At 68.8% G+C, this 18,451-nt stretch carries 17 protein-coding genes; 7 read left to right on the forward strand and 10 right to left on the reverse strand.

The window, feature by feature from the left end:
• Positions 1-91: 91 nt before the first annotated feature.
• Together AB0B82_RS22800 and AB0B82_RS22805 are read right to left on the reverse strand one after the other, a co-directional pair.
• Positions 92-1,078 carry an ABC transporter permease subunit gene (locus AB0B82_RS22800; protein WP_360171855.1) on the reverse strand — a complete coding sequence of 329 codons (987 nt, stop codon included), beginning with the start codon at positions 1,076-1,078 and terminating at the stop codon, positions 92-94.
• Positions 1,078-1,998 (reverse strand): ATP-binding cassette domain-containing protein, encoded by a 921-nt coding sequence (locus AB0B82_RS22805; RefSeq protein WP_360171857.1) that lies wholly within the window; start codon positions 1,996-1,998, stop codon positions 1,078-1,080. The genes AB0B82_RS22800 and AB0B82_RS22805 overlap by 1 nt, the downstream gene beginning before the upstream one ends.
• Before the next feature lie 220 nt (positions 1,999-2,218).
• Between AB0B82_RS22805 and AB0B82_RS22810 the strand changes: the two genes are divergently transcribed.
• From AB0B82_RS22810 to AB0B82_RS22825, 4 genes are read left to right on the forward strand one after another with little or no spacing between them, the layout of a single operon-like run.
• A complete protein-coding gene (locus AB0B82_RS22810; protein ID WP_360171860.1) occupies positions 2,219-2,521 on the forward strand; it encodes a metal-sensitive transcriptional regulator in 303 nt (100 codons plus the stop codon).
• A 53-nt stretch (positions 2,522-2,574) separates the two neighbouring features.
• Complete coding sequence (locus tag AB0B82_RS22815) at positions 2,575-2,796, forward strand: heavy-metal-associated domain-containing protein (protein WP_360171863.1); 222 nt, start codon at positions 2,575-2,577, stop codon at positions 2,794-2,796.
• Positions 2,793-3,845 carry a hypothetical protein gene (locus AB0B82_RS22820; RefSeq protein ID WP_360171866.1) on the forward strand — a complete coding sequence of 351 codons (1,053 nt, stop codon included), beginning with the start codon at positions 2,793-2,795 and terminating at the stop codon, positions 3,843-3,845. Before AB0B82_RS22815 ends, AB0B82_RS22820 begins: the two co-directional genes overlap by 4 nt.
• 15 nt (positions 3,846-3,860) lie before the next feature.
• On the forward strand, positions 3,861-6,128 hold the full coding sequence (locus AB0B82_RS22825) for a heavy metal translocating P-type ATPase (protein ID WP_360171869.1): 2,268 nt from the start codon (positions 3,861-3,863) through the stop codon (positions 6,126-6,128).
• 430 nt (positions 6,129-6,558) lie between these two features.
• On the opposite strand, the gene AB0B82_RS22830 is transcribed toward AB0B82_RS22825, so the two are convergent.
• The 5 genes from AB0B82_RS22830 to AB0B82_RS22850 form a co-directional block, all read right to left on the reverse strand.
• Positions 6,559-8,100 (reverse strand): glycoside hydrolase family 13 protein, encoded by a 1,542-nt coding sequence (locus tag AB0B82_RS22830; protein WP_360171872.1) that lies wholly within the window; start codon positions 8,098-8,100, stop codon positions 6,559-6,561.
• A gap of 9 nt (positions 8,101-8,109) precedes the next feature.
• Positions 8,110-8,979 (reverse strand): carbohydrate ABC transporter permease, encoded by an 870-nt coding sequence (locus tag AB0B82_RS22835; protein ID WP_360171875.1) that lies wholly within the window; start codon positions 8,977-8,979, stop codon positions 8,110-8,112.
• On the reverse strand, positions 8,976-9,929 hold the full coding sequence (locus tag AB0B82_RS22840) for a sugar ABC transporter permease (protein ID WP_360171878.1): 954 nt from the start codon (positions 9,927-9,929) through the stop codon (positions 8,976-8,978). The genes AB0B82_RS22835 and AB0B82_RS22840 overlap by 4 nt, the downstream gene beginning before the upstream one ends.
• Complete coding sequence (locus tag AB0B82_RS22845) at positions 9,929-11,290, reverse strand: extracellular solute-binding protein (RefSeq protein WP_360171881.1); 1,362 nt, start codon at positions 11,288-11,290, stop codon at positions 9,929-9,931. Before AB0B82_RS22845 ends, AB0B82_RS22840 begins: the two co-directional genes overlap by 1 nt.
• Before the next feature lie 217 nt (positions 11,291-11,507).
• Positions 11,508-12,500 carry a LacI family DNA-binding transcriptional regulator gene (locus tag AB0B82_RS22850; protein ID WP_360171884.1) on the reverse strand — a complete coding sequence of 331 codons (993 nt, stop codon included), beginning with the start codon at positions 12,498-12,500 and terminating at the stop codon, positions 11,508-11,510.
• Positions 12,501-12,568: 68 nt separating this feature from the next.
• Here AB0B82_RS22850 and AB0B82_RS22855 point away from each other — a divergent pair, with 68 nt between their 5' ends.
• Genes AB0B82_RS22855 through AB0B82_RS22865 form a run of 3 tightly spaced genes read left to right on the forward strand, consistent with a single transcriptional unit; the run spans position 12,569 to position 16,249 of the window.
• Complete coding sequence (locus AB0B82_RS22855; RefSeq protein WP_360171996.1) at positions 12,569-13,819, forward strand: DUF4032 domain-containing protein; 1,251 nt, start codon at positions 12,569-12,571, stop codon at positions 13,817-13,819.
• Between the two features lie 52 nt (positions 13,820-13,871).
• Positions 13,872-15,017: a galactonate dehydratase gene (gene dgoD / locus AB0B82_RS22860; protein WP_360171887.1), complete on the forward strand. Its 1,146-nt coding sequence runs from the start codon at positions 13,872-13,874 to the stop codon at positions 15,015-15,017.
• Positions 15,011-16,249, forward strand: coding sequence for a glycoside hydrolase family 27 protein (locus AB0B82_RS22865; RefSeq protein ID WP_360171890.1), 1,239 nt, complete (start codon positions 15,011-15,013; stop codon positions 16,247-16,249). The genes dgoD and AB0B82_RS22865 overlap by 7 nt, the downstream gene beginning before the upstream one ends.
• A gap of 3 nt (positions 16,250-16,252) precedes the next feature.
• On the opposite strand, the gene AB0B82_RS22870 is transcribed toward AB0B82_RS22865, so the two are convergent.
• From AB0B82_RS22870 to AB0B82_RS22880, 3 genes are read right to left on the reverse strand one after another with little or no spacing between them, the layout of a single operon-like run.
• Positions 16,253-16,474, reverse strand: a complete 222-nt coding sequence (locus AB0B82_RS22870) for an NUDIX domain-containing protein (RefSeq protein WP_360171893.1) — start codon at positions 16,472-16,474, stop codon at positions 16,253-16,255.
• Positions 16,474-17,241 carry an SDR family NAD(P)-dependent oxidoreductase gene (locus AB0B82_RS22875; protein ID WP_360171896.1) on the reverse strand — a complete coding sequence of 256 codons (768 nt, stop codon included), beginning with the start codon at positions 17,239-17,241 and terminating at the stop codon, positions 16,474-16,476. Before AB0B82_RS22875 ends, AB0B82_RS22870 begins: the two co-directional genes overlap by 1 nt.
• Complete coding sequence (locus tag AB0B82_RS22880; RefSeq protein WP_360171899.1) at positions 17,241-18,389, reverse strand: acyl-CoA dehydrogenase family protein; 1,149 nt, start codon at positions 18,387-18,389, stop codon at positions 17,241-17,243. Before AB0B82_RS22880 ends, AB0B82_RS22875 begins: the two co-directional genes overlap by 1 nt.
• Positions 18,390-18,451 lie beyond the last annotated feature (62 nt).

Below are 18,451 nucleotides of genomic sequence, written 5' to 3' on the forward strand. Positions count from 1 at the left end.
CCACCCGCTACGACAAACTCGCCGTCGTCTACCGCGCCGCCGCCGTCCTCAACGCAGTCATCGCCTGGACCCGACATTTGTCAGACATGCTCTAGTTCACGTCGCGGCGGTGGAAGACCGCGCCGCCGAGCAGGACCAGGACCACGAAGAGCGCTGCCAGGTACCAGGCGCCGTGCTCGAACGACAGCGACTTCTGGACGAAGTCGCAGATCGTGCCGTCGCTCTCGGTCCGGCACTCGGTCACGTTGTACTGCGTGCCGTGCAGGACGAACGCGTCGACGTTGAGCCGCACCAGCCACGGCTGCGCTTTCTCCAGGAACGAGCCGAACACGCCTTCGATCAGCACGACGTACCCCATCACAACGCCAATCGCGGCGGCGGTGTGCCGGAGCAGCAGTCCGGTCACGCTGCCGAGCACCGCAGCGGCAGCGGTCGTCAGCGCGGCACGACCGGCGAGCGCGAGCAGGTCGCCCCAAACCTTCCCGGTCGCGCTGGTGGTGTCACCCAGCCGGTCGATGATCAGGTACGTCCCGAACAACACGATCGCGAGGGCGATCGCGGCGACCGGGACGAAGCCGAGCGCGGCGGCGAGCAGCTTGCTGCCGTACACCCGCAGCCGACGCGGCTCGAACGTCAACCAGTTGCCGATGGCACCTGAGCTGAATTCCGCGGCCAGGAAGCTGGCCCCGATCAGGAACGCCGCGAACGCGAGGAAATACGTCGTTGCGTGCAGCAACTCGGGCGCGATCTGGGTGAACACCGCCTGCGGCTTGCCGAACTCCTCCAGCCTCGGCTCGGGATACGTACACATCTCCTCGACGCTCGGCTTCGGGTCTGGCTGGGCCTTCCAGTCCGCCTCGCACTGCGCGCGGATCTCGTCGCCCCGCTCGGCCCACTCCTGGTGCGCGCGCTCGAACTGTTCCTGGGCACGCCGCTGCTCTACCTCGGACAACGGGCGGGCGTCGAACCAGGTGGCCACGAGCAGCAGCAGCGTGATCAGAAACAGGCCCGCGAGCCCGATCACCGTCAGCCGACGGGCGATCAGCCGGCGCAGCTCGACCTTCGTCAGGCGAATCATCACAGGCCCTCGCCTTCGGTGAGCTCGAGGAAGACCGACTCGAGATCGGCCCGGACCGGGACCAGCTCGGACACGTACAGCTCGTGCTGCGCGAGCCGCCGGGTCACCTCGGCCGGATCCGGAGCGCCTTCGACCAGCAAATGGTTGCCGTCGGCCCGGACCGTCATCCCGGCCTCGGTGAGGATCCGGGTCGCGGCCTCGTGATCGCGTACGGCGACCTTCACCGCGGCCGCCGTACCGCCGCCGATGACGTCCGCGACGGTGCCCGACGCGAGCAGCCGACCGTGGCCGATGATCGACACGGTGTCGGCGACCTGTTCGACCTCGGCCAGGATGTGACTGCTGACCAGGACCGTCCGGCCCTGGGCACCGAGCCCGCGCATGGTCTCGCGGATCTCCCGGATACCGGCCGGGTCGAGGCCGTTGGTCGGCTCGTCGAAGATCAGCAGGTCCGGCTCCTTGAGCAGGGTCGCGGCGATCGCCAGCCGCTGCTTCATGCCCAGCGAGTACGACCGGAACCGGTCGTTGCCGCGCTCCCCGAGTGACGTCTGCTCCAGCACCTCACCGACCCGGCGGCGCGGTGCGCCGATCGCCTCGGCGAGCAGTTCGAGGTTCTTCCGGCCGGTGAACGCCGGGAAGAACTTGGGTGACTCGACGATCGCGCCGATCCGCGCCACCACCTGCGGCAGCCGCGCCGGTACCGGTTCGCCGAAGACCGTCATCGTCCCGGCGTCCGCGCGCACCAGCCCGAGCAGCATCCGGATCGAGGTGGTCTTCCCGGAACCGTTCGGCCCGAGGAAGCCGTGCACGCCGCCGGCCGGCACCTCCAGGTCCAGCCCCTGCACCGCCACCACCCGGTGACCGCGCCGGTTCCGGTACGTCTTGCGCAGGCCCCGCGTACTGACGGCCAGGTCGGTCATCCCCACCCCTTTCCTCGATCCAGCAGACGCACAGCGTGCCAGCTTTGTTCACCCGCCGCCATCACCCCACCGCCTGCGGTGTCGGGTCGAGTAGCGACGTACTGTGATCCTGAATACCCCCACTAGGTATCCGAGAGGACTTGTGTTTGATACCCGGAGGGGGTAATTTCATGGACGTGGAGATACCCCCAAGGGGTAGCTGAGGCGAGAGGACCACGAGATGACCAGTGAGCAGACGCACGTACACGGCTACACCGCCGAGAAGAGCAGCCACCTGAAGCGGCTGCGGCGGATCGAGGGGCAGATCCGCGGTCTGCAGCGAATGGTCGAGGAGGACAAGTACTGCATCGACATCCTGACCCAGGTGTCGGCGGCCACGAAGGCGCTGCAGTCGTTCTCGCTCGAGCTGCTCGAGGAGCACCTGTCGCACTGCGTCGTCGATGCCGCGAAGAAGGGCGGCCCGGAGGCGGACGAGAAGGTCCGCGAGGCCTCCGACGCGATCGCCCGCCTGGTCCGCAGCTGACTTCCACCAACCCGCAAGACGCACGCAACCCGTTTCGAGCAAGGGAGATCGCTATGAGCACCACCACGACCTACTCCGTCGCCGGCATGACCTGCGGCCACTGCACCGCGGCCGTCACCGAGGAGCTCAGCAAGCTCGTCGGTGTCCAGGACGTGAAGATCGACCTCGTTGCCGGCGGCACCTCCGCGGTGCAGGTGACGAGTGAGTCCGCTCTCGATGAGGCCGCGGTCCGCGAGGCCGTCGACGAGGCGGGCTACGAACTGGTGGCGTCGTGAGCCGGGCCGCCGCGCTCCGGCTCGGCGCGTTCGCCGGTGCGCTGGCGCTCGCCTTCGTGGCGGCGTTCGGCATCGGCTCCGCGGTCGACCCGATCGCGGCGGCCGACGAGCCCTCCGCGCCGGCGCACGGAGAAGAGATGGGTGGCATGGAGCAGACCTCAGGACATGGCGGCGGGCACCAGGAGTCCGGGCAGTTGCCCGGACTGGCGGTGTCCGACGCGGGGTACACGTTCGCCCCGGTGACAACGTCCTTCACCAGCGGCACCAAGAACGACCTGCGTTTCGTGATCCAGGGGCCTGACGGCAAGCCGGTCACGCAGTACACACAGACACACGAGAAGAACCTGCACCTGATCGTGGTGCGGCGGGACCTGTCCGGGTTCCACCACCTGCACCCGGTGATGGCGGCGGACGGCACGTGGAGCATCCCGTTCACGTTCACCGCCGGCGGCACCTGGCGGCTGTACGCCGACTTCCAGCCGACCGGCCACGACAGCACACTGACTCTCGGCACCGACGTCAACGTCACCGGGATGTACGTCCCGGTCCCGGTCGCCGAACCGGCGAGCGTCTACAGCTTCCACGGGTACGACGTGACGCTGCAGGGCAATCCGGTCGCGGGCAAGGAGTCCGAGCTGACCTTCACGGTGAGCCGTGACGGCAAGCCGGTCACCGACCTGCAGCCGTACCTCGGCGCCTTCGGGCACCTGGTCTCGCTGCGCGGCGGCGACCTGGCCTACCTGCACAACCACCCGGCCGAGCACGCCGAGCCCGGCTCGAAGGGCGGACCGTCGATCACCTTCGGGACGACCTTCCCGACCGCGGCGACGTACAGCCTGTTCCTGGACTTCCAGCACGCGGGCGCGGTCCACACGGCCGAGTTCACCGTGAAGGTGGGTGCGGATGGGACCACGATCACCCCGCCGAGCCCGAAGCCCACCGCCGTACCGACGGCACCGACTGCACCGACTGCACCGACCAAGACGGTCATCGAGCCCACGGACAAGCCGAGCACCCCGGCGCACGCCGAGACCCCACATGGCCACTGAGAGGAGGCACGTCGCATGACCACCAGCGAGCCCGGTCGTTCCGTCGAACTCATCATCGGCGGTATGACGTGCGCCTCGTGCGCCGCCCGGGTGGAGAAGAAGCTGAACCGGATGGAGGGTGTCAGCGCGACCGTCAACTACGCCACCGAGAAGGCGAAGGTGACGTATCCCGAGGGCATCAGCACCGATGACCTGGTCGCCACCGTCGAAAAGACCGGGTACACCGCCAGCCTGCCCGCCCCTGCCGTCGCGCCGGACACAGCGTCCGGCGCAGGGTCGGGCGGCGGGTCGGGGGCGGCGGAGCCGGACGCGCTCAAACCGCTGCGGGACCGGTTGATCGCGAGCATCGTGCTCGCGGTGCCGGTGATCGCATTCGGGATGATCCCGGCGCTGCAGTTCGACTTCTGGCAGTGGGCGTCACTGACGCTGGCGTTCCCAGTGGTGACGTGGGCGGCGTGGCCGTTCCACAAGGCCGCCTGGACCAACCTGCGGCACGGCGCCGCCACGATGGACACGCTGATCTCGATGGGCGTGCTGAGCGCGTTCGTGTGGTCGCTGTACGCGCTGTTCCTCGGCGACGCGGGCGAGCCCGGCATGAAGATGCCGTTCGCGCTGATCCCGTCCCGCAGCGGCGGCGCGGAGGAGATCTACCTCGAGGTCGCGGCCGGCGTGACCACGTTCATCCTGGCCGGCCGGTACTTCGAGGCGCGGGCGAAGCGTCGCTCGGGCGCCGCCTTGCGGGCGCTGCTCGAGCTCGGCGCGAAGGACGTCGAGGTCCTGCGAAACGGGACCGAGACGCGGATCCCGGCCGACCAGCTGGTGGTCGGTGACGAGTTCGTCGTCCGGCCCGGCGAGAAGATCGCCACCGACGGTGTGGTCGTGACCGGCAGCAGCGCGGTCGACGCGTCGATGCTGACCGGCGAGTCGGTGCCGGTCGAGGTCGGCGAGGGCGACGCGGTCGTCGGCGCCACGGTGAACGCGGGCGGCCGGCTGGTCGTCCGGGCGACCCGGGTCGGCGCCGACACCCAACTGGCGCAGATGGCGCGGCTGGTCGAGGACGCCCAGAACGGCAAGGCTGCGGTCCAGCGGCTGGCCGACAAGGTGTCCGGGATCTTCGTGCCGATCGTGATCGCGCTGGCGCTCGGGACCCTCGGCTTCTGGCTGGGCAACGGTTCGCCGGTGGAGATCGCGTTCACTGCCGCGGTCGCCGTCCTGATCATCGCCTGCCCGTGTGCACTGGGCCTGGCCACGCCGACCGCGTTGCTGGTCGGCACCGGCCGGGGCGCGCAGCTGGGCATCCTGATCAAGGGTCCTGAGGTGCTGGAGTCCACCCGCCGGGTCGACACCGTCGTCCTGGACAAGACGGGCACCGTCACCACAGGCCGGATGGAGCTGGTCGACGTACTGCTGGCTCCCGGTCAGGACCGGACCGAGGTCCTGCGGCTGGCCGGCGCCCTGGAGCACTCGAGCGAGCACCCGATCGCGCAGGCCGTCGCACGGGCAGCGGCCCAGGAGACCGGGCCGCTGCCCGAGGTCGAGGACTTCGGCAATGTCGAGGGCCTCGGCGTCCAGGGCATCGTCGACGGACACGCAGTCCTGGTCGGACGGACCCAGCTGCTGGAGGAGTGGAGCCAGCACCTGCCGGACGAGCTCGCACACGCCAAGGAGCACGCCGAGGCCGAGGGCAGTACGGCGGTCGCGGTCGGCTGGGACGGGGAGGCGCGCGCGGTGCTGGTGGTCGCGGACACCGTGAAACCCACGTCCGTGCAGGCGATCAAGGACCTCAAGGCACTCGGGCTGCGGCCCGTACTGCTCACCGGTGACAACGAGGCAGTGGCAACCAAGGTGGCGGCCGAGGTCGGCATCGACGAGGTGATCGCCGAGGTGCTGCCGGCCGGCAAGGTCGACGCGGTGAAGAAGCTGCAGGACGAAGGCCGCGTGGTCGCGATGGTCGGCGACGGCGTCAACGACGCGGCCGCCCTCGCCCAGGCCGATCTCGGGCTGAGCATGGGCACCGGGACGGACGTCGCGATCGAGGCGAGCGACCTGACGCTGGTGCGCGGTGACCTCCGCGCGGCGGCGGACGCGATCCGGCTGTCCCGCAGTACGTTGCGCACGATCAAGGGCAACCTGTTCTGGGCCTTCGCCTACAACGTGGCCGCCCTGCCACTCGCCGCAGCCGGCCTGCTGAACCCGATGCTCGCAGGTGCCGCGATGGCCTTCAGCTCGGTCTTCGTCGTCTCGAACAGCCTGCGCCTGCGGCGGTTCCGTCCGCTGGCCTGACCCCGGCGGGACAGGCAACCCGCCAACCCCAGGCAGCACCTTCCAACCCCAGGCACCACCTTCCACACCCCGGCGCCACCTTCCACACCCCGGCGCCACCTTCCACACCCCGGCGCCACCTTGCACAAGGTATTACCTGTGCAAGGTCCGTCCCGCCTGGCTCAGGTCTTGTGCGGAAGTGCAGGGAACCGGCGGGCTGTGGAAGGTCCCAACCGGCTGGGCACCGTACCGCCCACCTGTGCAAGGACGCCGCCGGCCAGGCGAACCTTGAACAGCCGCGCGAGACCTTGCACAAGGTATTACCTGAGCAAGGTCCCGCGTGATTGTGCAAGGTGACGCCTGGGTGTGGAAGGTGACGCCCGGGTGTGCAAGGTGACGCCTGGGGCGGTAAGTGCCCGCGGGGTGGGGGTTCGGGGGCAAGAGTGTGGGGTCAGCGGATCCAGGCGGTGGCGTCGGACGGCAGTTGGCCGTGCTCCAGCGGGATGCTGGTGAGGAGGACCTCCCGATACGGCGGGAGCTCGGTCGACGCCGTACCGAAATTGGTGACGCAGGTGAGGTTTTCGCGACGAAAAGCGAGGACGTCGGGTGCGGTGTCCAGCCAGGTCAACGTGCCGTCGCCGAGCAGTTCGCGTCGTAGCCGCAACCCGGTGCGGTACAGCGTGAGCATCGAGTTCTTGTCGTCGTACTGGGACTCGACGGTAAGGTTCTTCCAGTCGGCCGGCTGCGGCAACCACGGCGTACCGGCGCCGAAGCCGAACGGCGGTTCCTGGCCGGACCACGGTAGGGGCACCCGGCAACCATCGCGGCCGCGATCGGTGCCGCCGGATCTGGTGAAGATCGGGTCCTGCAGCACGTCGTCGGGCAGGTCCTCCACCTCGGGCAGGCCAAGCTCCTCCCCCTGGTAGACGTAAAGCCCGCCGGGCAGCGCCATCGCGAGCAGTGCGGCCGCCCGCGCGCGGCGCTCGCCGAGGACGAGATCGCTCGGCATCCCGTGCTTGCGGTCCTGATGCGAGAACGACGTGTCCGGCCGGCCGTACTTCGTCACCGGCCGGGTGACGTCGTGGTTCGACAGCACCCACGTGGGCGGTGCGCCGATCGGGACATGGGTGGCCAACGTCAGGTCGACCGACGCCTTGAGTTCGGCGGCCTCCCACGGGCGGGACAGGAAGTCGAAGTTGAACGCGGTCTGCAGCTCGTCCGGCCGCAGGTACAGCGCGAACCGCTCCTGGTCCGGCATCCACATCTCGCCGACGAAGAAGCGGTCGGCGTAGGAGTCCGCGATCCGCCGCCAGCCGCGGTACACCTCGTGCACGTCGTCGTGGTCGGTGTACGACTCCTCGACGCTGTCCAGGTCCTTGAACAGTACGGCGGCGCTGTCGATCCGGATGCCGTCGACGCCGCGGTCGAGCCAGAACCGGAGGATGTCGTGGAACTCCTGGACGACCTCGGGGTTGCGCCAGTTGAAGTCGGGCTGTTCGGGCGCGAACAGATGCAGGTACCACTCGCCGTCCGCGACCTGCGTCCAGGCCGGCCCGTTGAAGATCGACTGCCAGTCGTTGGGCGGACCATCACCGCGGCCGGGGCGGAAGAGGAAGCGGTCGCGCTCGGGTGAGCCGGGCCCGGCGCGCAGTGCCTGGACGAACCAGTCCTGCTCGATCGAGCCGTGGTTCGGCACGATGTCGATGATCGTGCGGATGTTCAGCGCGTGCGCCTCGGCGATGTACGCCTCCGCCTCGGCCAGGGTTCCGAACGCCGGGTCGATCGCACGGTAGTCCGCGACGTCGTACCCGCCGTCGGCCATCGGCGAAGGGTACCACGGGTTCAGCCAGATCGCGTCGATCCCGAGCTCGGCCAGGTACGGCAGTTTTGCCCGCAGCCCGGCCAGATCGCCGATCCCGTCGTCGTTGCCGTCGGCGAAACTCCGCAGGTAGACCTGGTAGATCGCGGCTCCGCGCCACCATTCGTCGGCCATCGAATCTCCTTAACCTTTGAGGCTTCCGGCGGTGAGCCCGGCCATGATGCTCCGCTGGAAGACGAAGAACACTGCGATCGTGGGCAGGCTGGCGATCACCAGCGCTGCGATCAGCACGTTCTGCGGCAGCTGCGCGGACAGCGACGCGATCCCGACGCTGATCGACATCTTCTCGGTCTCCGGCAGCACCAGCAGCGGCCAGACGAAGTCTTTCCAGACCGTGACCACGGACAGGATCGACACCACGCCGATGATCGGCCGCGACACCGGCAGCACGATCGACCAGAGAATTCGCAGCGGCGAGGCGCCGTCGATCTGCGCGGCCTCCAGCAACTCCTTCGGGATCGAGTCGAAGAACCGCTTCAGCAGGAACACGAAGAACCCGTTCGCTGCCGCCGGCAACCAGATCGCCCACGGCGTGTTGAGCAGATCGAGATGCAGGATCGGCAGATCCTTCGCCACCAGGTACGTCGGCAGCAGCAGCACCATCGGCGGGATCATCAGTGTCGCCAGCATCGCGCCGAGGACGAGCTTGCCGAGCACCGGCCGCAACTTCGACAGCGCGTACGCCGCGCTGACGTCGACCGCGAGTGTGAACAGCCACGCACCACCGGCGTACAGAGCGGTGTTCCTGAGGAAGACGCCGAGCTGCAGCTGTTCCCAGGCGTCCTTGTAGACACTGAAGTCGAAGTGCTGCGGGAAGAAGCTCGGCGGGATCTGCGCCAGTTCGTCGGGCGACTTGAGCGCGCCGGTCACCATCCAGTACAGCGGGAACACGAACGCACCGGTGAATCCGAGCACCGTCACCGTCAGCACGGTCCAGTAGGTGATCCGGCCGCGCGTGGTCCGGAGTGCGAGAGGTGACACCAGGGTTCTCATCGCGGCGCCTCCTCACGTGACACCCGCAGGTAGATGGTCGAGAACACCAACAACACGATCATCAGCATCAGCCCGAGCGCGGAACCGCCGCCGAAGTCACCGAAGTTGAACGCGTACTGGTACATCAGGTAAGCCACGGTGACGGTCGCGTTCTCCGGTCCGCCGCCGGTCAGCAGGTACGGCTCGATGAAGACCTGCATGGTCGCCACGATCTGGAGCAGCAGCATTACCAGCAGGATCAGCTTGGTCTGCGGGATCGTCACGTGCCGCAGCCGGCGCAGCAGGCCGGCGCCGTCCAGCTCCGCGGACTCGTACAGCTCGCCCGGGATGCTCTGCAGTGCGGCGAGATAGATCAGCGTGCCGGTGCCGAGGTTCATCCAGGTCGACACGATCACCAGACTGACCAGCGCCGTACTCGTGGAGTCCAGCCAGCTGAGCTGCGGGAGATGGGCCGCGTCGAGCACCTGGTTGAACAAACCGTTGCCCGGATCGTAGAACCACTTGAACAGCAGCACGGCCACCGCCGGCGGCAGCATCACGGGCAGGTACACAACGAACCGCAGGTACGCCTTCGCGTGCTTCAGCTCGTTGAGCACCACGGCCAGCACGAACGGTACGGCGTACCCGATCACCAGCGCCAGCCCCGTGAACGCCGCGGTGTTCAGCCACGCGGACCGGAACGCCGGGTCCGCGATCACCGTCCGGAAGTTCTCGAACCCGACCCACTCACCCGGGTCGACGAAGTTGTTCTGCTGGAAGCTGAGGACGATCTCGCGGACCATCGGATACCAGGAGAACAACGCGAAACAGATCAGCGCGGCGCAGAGGAAACCGTAGGCCGTGACGTTCCGGCCGATCGTCCTGCGCAGGGCGCCGTGGTCGTCGCCTGACCGCGGGTCCGTCGTCCCCACGCGCTGGGGACGACGGACCCGCTCCTCGGTCACCGTCATTACGTGTTCTTCGCGAGGATCTTGTTGGCCTTGCCCTCGGCGTCGCTGAGCAGCTTGTCGATGTCGGCGTCCTTGCGGGTCAGGACGGCGGACATCGCGACGTCGAGGACGGCGTACAGCTCCTGCGCCTTCGGCGGCTCGAGCTTGTTCGTGATGTTGCCCTGGGCACTCACGTACGGCGCGAAGTTGTCGACCGGGACGGTCGCGTACTGCTTGCGCAGGGCATTGATCTCCTGGCCCGGAGCTCTGTCCCCGTACAGGTCCGGGATCGGCAGACCCACCGGCCGGCCCTGCTCCTTCGACCGCTGGTAGTTGAACTGCCCCTGGCCCGGCGTCAGCTCGTGGAACTCCAGCCACAGCAGACCGGCCTTGATCTTCTCCGGCGACGCCTTCGGGTTGAACATGTACCCGTCACCGCCGCTGAGCGAGAACTTGCCCTCCGACTCCGGGACCGCGGTCACACCGTAGTCCTCGAACTTGCCCTTGAAGTCGTTGTTCACCGACTGCACGACATCCGGCGCACCGACCATCATGCCGAGCTTGCCGGCGCCCATCATGCGCATCAGGTCCTCCCACTGCAGCAGCTGCTTGCTGCCCATGGAGTTGTCCTCCCAGCGCATCTTCTGCAGGGTCTGCAAGACCGCCTTGCCCTCGGGGCTGTTGAACGCCGCGGTCTTGCCGTCCTCGCTGACCATCGACCCGCCGCGCGCGTACAGCTCCGCGGCGAAATGCCAGCCGCCGGTGTTGCCGGCCGAGTACTCACCGAAGCCGACGTACCCGGGGCCGAGCGCGGCGATCTTCTTCGCGGCCGCCCGCACCTCGTCCCAGGTCTTCGGCGGGTTGGCCGGGTCGAGTCCCGCCTGGCTGAACAGCTTGCGGTTGTAGACCAGGCCCATGTTGTAGTTGTTGCGCGGCAGGCCGTACGTCTTGTCGCCGTCGGTGAAGACGCTCATCACGTCCGCGCGCAGGTCTTTGACCTTGCTCACGCTGCCGACGTACTGGCTGATGTCGGCGGCCTGCTTCTTCTCGATGATCTTGCGGACATCGGTGTAGTAGACGTAGAAGACGTCCTCCTGCGTCCCGCCGGCCAGCTTCGCCTGGAACGTGTCCGGGTTGATGCAGGGGAACGCGTCCTTGCCCTCGACCGTGATGTTCGGGTGCGCCTTCTGGAACGCGGCGACATCGGCATCCCAGGCCTCGCGCTCCTTCGGATTGCTCTTCGGCGGCTGACAGCCGACCGTGATCGTCACCGGGCCGTCGCCGGCCGCCGGTGTCTCGTCGTCCCCCGACCCGCAGGACGCGGCCACCAGCCCGAGTCCCGCAACCAGCAGCAGGCTGAGCCCGCGGCGCGTTGTCGTCATCTCCACCCTCTCCCTCGGATCGTGCGCCAACCGTAGGGAATCGAACGCAGGACCGCAATACTTCGATGAGCTATTGCAAATTCGTGACTACTGGTGGGAGATTGGCGGGAGACGGGCACACGACAACAGCCGCCGACCTGATGGTCGACGGCTGCCAGGTGCTGCGTCGTACGGGCGTCGTACTGCGTCGCGCTCTGGCCGCGCAGGGTTCGGCGGGTCAGGTACGGGCGCGGGCCGTGGAGGCGCGGACGACCAGCTCGGGTTCGAAGAGGAGTTCGTCGGCGGGTACGGCGGCGCGCTCGATCAGCGCGACCAGCATGTCGACCGCGGCGCGGCCCATCGCGTCGATCGGCTGGCGGACCGTGGTCAGCGGCGGGTCGGTGCAGTTCATCATCGCGGAGTCGTCGTACCCGATCACCGAGACCTCGTCGGGCACGCTCAGGCCGGCGCGGCGGACGGCGCGGATCGCGCCGAGCGCGAGGATGTCGCTGGCGCAGACGATGCCGGTGACGCCCTGGTGCACCAGCTTGGTCGCGGCCGCATGCCCGCCCTCGAGCGAGAACATCGTGTGCTCGACCAGGTCCGGATCCGCCTCCGGCGACGCCTGGAAGGCCTCGAGCTTCCGCCGCGACGGGATGTGGTCGCGCGGCCCGAGCACCATGCCGATCCGGCGATGCCCGAGTGCCCGAAGGTGACCGATCGCCATCTCGGCGGCGACATAGTCGTCGGACGAGACCTGCGGGAAGCCGAGGTGGTCGACCGCCGCGTTCACCAGCACGGTCGGCAGCTTGCGCTCCTGGATCAGCTGGTAGTGCTGGTGCGGCGCGTCGGCCTGCGCGTAGAACCCGCCGGCGAACACCACCCCGGACACCTGCTGCTGCAGGAGCAGATCCACATAGTCGGCCTCGGAGACACCGCCGACCGTCCGCGTGCACAGCAAGGAAGTGAAACCCTGCTGCGCGAGCGCACCGCCGACAACCTCGGCGAACGCGGGAAAGATCGGGTTCTGCAACTCGGGCAGCACCAGACCGACCAGCCGGGCGCGGTCGCCGCGCAGCTGGGTGGGCCGCTCGTACCCGAGCACGTCGAGCGCGGTGAGCACCGCCTCCCGGGTCGCCTCGGACACGCCGGGCTTGCCGTTCAGCACCCGGCTGACGGTCGCCTCGCTGACGCCGACCTTCTTGGCCACCTCTGCAAGTCGTCGTGTCATGACGCAAACTCTACGCCAGATCACGCAAGTTCTTGCAAGCACTTGCGTGCTCTCGCTGAAGCCTCAGGATTCCTGACAGACTGGGCGCCGTGCCTCGATTCGTCGCCACCCGCCCGGACACCGGTCTGCTGTCACTCCCGTGGGACATCCCGCTGGCGGACTGGCCCGAGGACCAACTGGTCGCGCTGCCGCGCGGTATCTCGCGGCACGTGGTCCGATTCGTCCGCGTCAACGGCAGCGTGTACGCGATCAAGGAGGTCCTCGAGCACCTCGCGCTGCACGAGTACCGCCTGCTCCGCGACCTGGAGCGGCTGGAGGCACCGTCGGTCGAACCGGTCGGCGTCATCACCGACCGGGTGGACCGCAACGGTGAGCCGATCGACTCGATCCTGATCACGCGGCACCTGCAGTTCTCGCTGCCGTACCGGGCGCTGTTCTCCAGCACGCTGCGCCCGGACACGGTGAACCGGCTGATCGACGCACTGGTCGCGCTGATCGTCCGGCTGCACCTGAACGGGTTCTTCTGGGGCGACTGCTCGCTGTCCAACACGCTGTTCCGCCGCGACGCCGGCGCGTTCGCGGCGTACCTGGTCGACGCCGAGACCGGTGAGCTGCACCAGGACATCTCCGACGGGCAGCGCGCGCACGACCTCTACACCGCGGAGATCAACCTGTTCGGCGAGCTGCTCGACCTGCAGGAAGGCGGTCTGCTCGACGAGGCGATCGACCCGCAGGAGACCGTCGAGTCGATCCAGAAGCGGTACGAGGCGTTGTGGGCCGAGCTGACCGCGCCGGAGGAGTTCGCCACCGACGAGATGCACCGGCTCGACTCGCGGATCCGCCGGCTCAACGAGCTCGGCTTCGACGTCGCGGAGATCGACATCATCACCGACTGGGACGGCAGCCAGGTCCGCATCCAGCCGAAGGTCGTGGACGCCGGTCACCACTCGCGGCGACTGCTGCGGCTCACCGGGCTGGACGTGGAGGAGAACCAAGCCCGGCGGCTGCTCAACGACCTGGACTCGTACGCGGCGGCCACCGACCAGCAGAACGAGGACGAGGAGATCGTCGCGCACCAGTGGCTGACCGAGGTCTTCGAGCCGGTCGTGCGGTCGGTCCCGCGGAACCTGCGCCGCAAGCTCGAACCCGCCGAGGTGTTCCACGAGGTGCTCGAACACCGCTGGTTCCTGTCCGAGCAGGCCGGCCACGAGGTCGACACGATGGAAGCGGCCCGCTCGTACGTGAACGACGTACTGGCCGCGAAACCGGATGAGAAGCTCGCGCTGCCCACGCCCACCGGCCTGACCGAGTCCGACTGAGTGCTCGGCGTCCTCATCACCTCCTGAACCCGGCCCCGACCGAAGGAGAACCATGAAGATCGTCGGTTTTGAAACGTTTTTGGTGGCACCGCGGTGGCAGTTCCTGCGGATCGACACCGACGAAGGCATCAGCGGGTGGGGCGAGCCGATCGTCGAGGGACGTGCCGAGGCCGTGCAGGGCGCGGTCGCGGCCCTGATGGAGTACCTGATCGGCACCGATCCGCTCCGGATCGAGGAGCACTGGCAGGTGATGGCCAAGGGCGGCTTCTACCGCGGCGGCCCGGTGCTGTCGAGCGCGCTCGCGGGCATCGACCAGGCGTTGTGGGACATCAAGGGCCGCCACCACGACGTTCCGGTGCACGAGCTGCTCGGCGGCCCGGTCCGCGACCGGGTGCGTGTCTACACCTGGGTCCACGGTCGCGACAACGCCGAGCTCGTCGACGCCGCGCAGGCCAAGGTCGCGAAGGGGTTCACGGCGCTCAAGCTCAACCTGTCCGAGGCGCTGCCGCCGATCCCGTCGGCCGCGCACCTGCGGGCCGCGGTGAGCCGGGTCGAGGCGCTCCGCGCAGCGCTCGGTGACGGCGTCGACATCGCGCTCGACCTGCACGGCCGGTTCAGTACGGCGGCCACGCGGCAGATCCTGCCGCTGCTCGAACCGCTGCTGCCGATGTTCATCGAGGAACCCGTCCTGCCCGACTTCTCCCGCGACCTGCGCCGGATCACCGAGTCGACCAGCATCCCGATCGCCACCGGCGAGCGGCTGTTCTCGCGCTGGGACTTCCGCGACGTGCTGCCCACCGGGATCGCCGTCGCGCAGCCCGATGTCTCGCACGCCGGCGGCATCTCCGAGGTCCGGCGGATCGCCGCGATGGCCGAGGCGTACGACGTCAGCGTCGCACCGCACTGCCCGCTCGGACCGATCACGCTGGCCGCGAGCCTGCAGCTGGACTTCGCCGTACCGAACTTCCTGATCCAGGAGCAGAGCCTCGGCATCGAGTACGGCGGCGGCAATGCACTGCTCGACTACCTGGTGGATCCGGAGGTGTTCGCCTTCACCGACGGGCACGTGCAGCGCCCCGCCGGTCCCGGCCTGGGCATCGAGGTCGACGAGGACGCCGTCCGGGCCGCGGCCGCCGAACCACATCGTTGGCGCTCCCCCGTCCTGCGGCACGACGACGGATCGTTCGCGGAATGGTGAACCCGCCGATGGGCTGGAACAGCTGGGACTGTTTCGGCACCACCGTCACCGAGGCCGAGGTGCTGGCCAACGCGCAGGTGATGCACGACGAGCTGCTGCCGTTCGGGTGGGACACGGTGGTGGTCGACATCGCGTGGTACGACCCGACGGCCCGGTCGCACGGCTACAACGAAAACGCCCCGGTCGTGCTGGACGGGTATGGGCGGCAGTTGCCGGCGCCGGAGCGGTTCCCGTCAGCTGCCGGTGGTTCGGGATTCGGGCCGTTGGCCGCGGAGGTACACGCATTGGGGCTCAAGTTCGGGCTGCACATCATGCGGGGCATTCCGCGGCGCGCGGTCGAGCTGGATCTGCCGGTGTACGGGACCGAGTGGACGGCACGGGAGGTCGCCGACTTCGACCACGTGTGCGCGTGGAATCCGGACAACGTCGGGCTCGATCACGACCACCCTGGCGCGCAGGCCTACTACGACGCGCAGGTCGCGCAGTTCGCCGCCTGGGGTGTCGACTACATCAAGGCCGACGACATGCTGGCGCCGTATCACGACCGCGAGATCGCGGCGTACGCACAGGCGATCCGGCGTAGCGGACGGGACATGGTGCTGTCGTTGTCGCCCGGGACCTGGCTGTCGACCCATCACGTCGAGCACCTGCGGGAGCATGGGCAGCTCTGGCGGATCTCGGACGATCTGTGGGACCGGTGGGAGGACGTGCACGCGCAGTTCGCCCGACTGGCGCGGTGGGCGCCGTACCAGCAACCCGGCGGCTGGGCGGACGCGGACATGCTGCCGCTCGGTCATATCGGGATCCGGGCGGAACGCGGCGACGACCGGGACAGCAGGCTGACGGTCGACGAGCAGAAGACGCTGCTGACCTTGTGGGCGATGGGTCGCTCGCCGCTGATGATGGGCGGCGATCTGCCGACCACCACGCCGGAAACCCTTGCGCTGTTGAAGAATCCTGCCCTCGCCGCACTGCTGCGCAACTCGTCCGGCAACCGCGAGATCGTCCGCGAACCGCTGGACGACGGCGAAGTCATCGTCTGGACAGCCCAGGGTGACGGGTGTTCGTACGCCGCACTGTTCTGGACCGGGGCCGCACCCCGAGATGTTCAATTACCTGCGGAGCTTCCTGTGCCGGCCAAGGACCTGTGGACCGGCGAGGTGAGCAGCGAGCGCACCTTCACCGTGCCCGCGCACGGCGTCCGCTGGCTCGCGCTCAGCCCGGCGCTCTGAGGGTTACTTGTAGACGACCCACGCCGGGGTTTCCTCGGCAGGGTTGTACCCGCCGCCGGGAAGGCCCCATCGGCGGGTGTCGGCGTACGAGTGGCGGACGACCAGGAATCGGCCGTCCGCCTGGCGCAGCAGCGCCTTCACGCCGAAGGTGGTGGGTTTGCGCAGGCGCCACCACAGCTGCACGAACGGCGAGCCGGCGCGGAGCAGCGCCGAGCGGAAACGCATCAGCGCGGCGGCATCCGGAGCGCGCCGTCCAGGCGGATGACCTCACCGTTCAGCAACTGGTTGTCGAGGATGTGCCGGACCAGCGCGGCGTACTCCGACGGCTTGCCCAGCCGCGACGGGTGCGGGACCTGCTGCTCCAGCACCGTCCGGGTCTCCTCGGGCAGCCCGGCGAGCATCGGCGTCTCCATCGTGCCCGGCGCGATCGTCACGACCCGGATGCCCTTGTCGGCGAGATCGCGTGCGGCGGTCAGCGTGAGCGCGACGATCCCGCCCTTGCTGGACGCGTACGCCGCCTGCCCGATCTGACCGTCGTACGCCGCGATCGACGCGGTCATCACGACGACACCGCGGTCGCCGTCCGCGGTGGGCTCGGTGGCCAGCATCCGCTCGGCGGCGAGCCGCAGCACGTTGAAGGTCCCGATCAGGTTGATCTCGATCACCTGACGGAAAGTTGCCAGCGGCAACGGGCCCTTGCGGCCGACGACCCGGCCGGGGGTCGCGACGCCGGCGCAGTTCACCACCACCCGCAGCGTGCCCAGCTGCTCCGCCGCGTCGAGCGCCGCCGCCACCGCGGCCTCGTCGGTGACGTCGGCCGGCGCGAACACCACCCGGTCACCCAGCTCGTCGGCGACCGCCTTGCCCGCGGACGACGGCAGATCGACGATCACCACGCCGAGCCCGTCCGCCGCCAACCGCCGTACGGTCGCCTCGCCGAGCCCCGAACCCCCACCCGTGACCAGCGCGACGTCGGACGGGCTGAAATGCATCACACACTCCTCAATACGTCGCGGCCGATGACGAGCCGCTGGATCTGGTTGGTGCCTTCGAAGATCTGGGTGACCTTGGCCTCGCGCATGTACCGCTCGGCCGGGAAGTCCCGGGTGTAACCGTACCCACCGAGCACCTGGACGGCGTCCGTCGTGACCTTCATCGCCGCATCGGTGCAGATCAGCTTCGCGATCGCGGCCTCGCGGGTGAACCGGCGGCCGAGGTCACGCCGGCGCGCGGCGTGCAGGTACGTCGCCCGCGCCGACTCGACCGCGGCCGCCATGTCGGCGATCAGGAATTGCAGCCCCTGGAAGTCCGCGATCGCCTGCCCGAACTGCTGCCGCTCCTTCGCGTACGACGCCGCGAGGTCGAGTGCCGCCTGGGCCAGACCGGTCGCGCACGCCGCGATCCCGAGCCGCCCGGAGTCGAGCGCGGACAGCGCGATCCGCATCCCGTCGCCCTCGGCGCCGATCAGGTTGCCGGCCGGGACGCGGACGTCGTCGAAGTTGACCAGCGTGGTCGTCGACCCGGTCAGGCCCATCTTCCGCTCCGGCGCCCCGAAGCTCAGCCCGGCCGCGTCGGCCGGCACGTGAAACGCCGAGATTCCGTGCGTGCGGTCGTCGGAGGTTCGGGCGAACGTGGTGTAGAAGTCGGCGTGCGAACCGTGGCTGATCCACGCCTTCGTCCCGTTCAGGACGTACGAATCGCCGTCGCGGACGGCGCGCGTGGTCATCCCGGTGATGTCGGACCCGGCCTGCGGCTCGGACAGCGCGTACGCCCCGAGCAGCTCGCCGCCGACCATGTCCGGCAGCAACCGCTCGCGCTGCTCCTCGGTCCCGTACGTCGCGACCGCGTAGCTGGTCATGGTGTGCACCGAGACGCCGACACCGACCGACATCCAGGCGGACGCGATCTCCTCGAGCATCTGCAGGTACACCTCGTACGGCTGCTCGGCGCCGCCGTACTGCTCCGGGTACGGCAGGCCGAGCAGGCCGGCCTTCCCGAGCGTGCGGAACGCCGCGCGCGGAAACGCCTCGGTCTCCTCGGCGTGCGCGGCGTGCGGGGCGAGCTCGTGCTCGCACAACTCACGCACCAGCGCCAGCAGCTCGACGGACTCGTCGGTGGGCAGGAGTCGGTCGACAGCCATCAGTGCCCCCTCTCGGCAAACCCCCGTGACGTTCCTGAAATGATACTCAGAACGATACTGAA

It is taken from the genome of Kribbella sp. NPDC048915 (genome assembly GCF_040649595.1).
In the GTDB taxonomy this organism is placed as follows: domain Bacteria; phylum Actinomycetota; class Actinomycetes; order Propionibacteriales; family Kribbellaceae; genus Kribbella.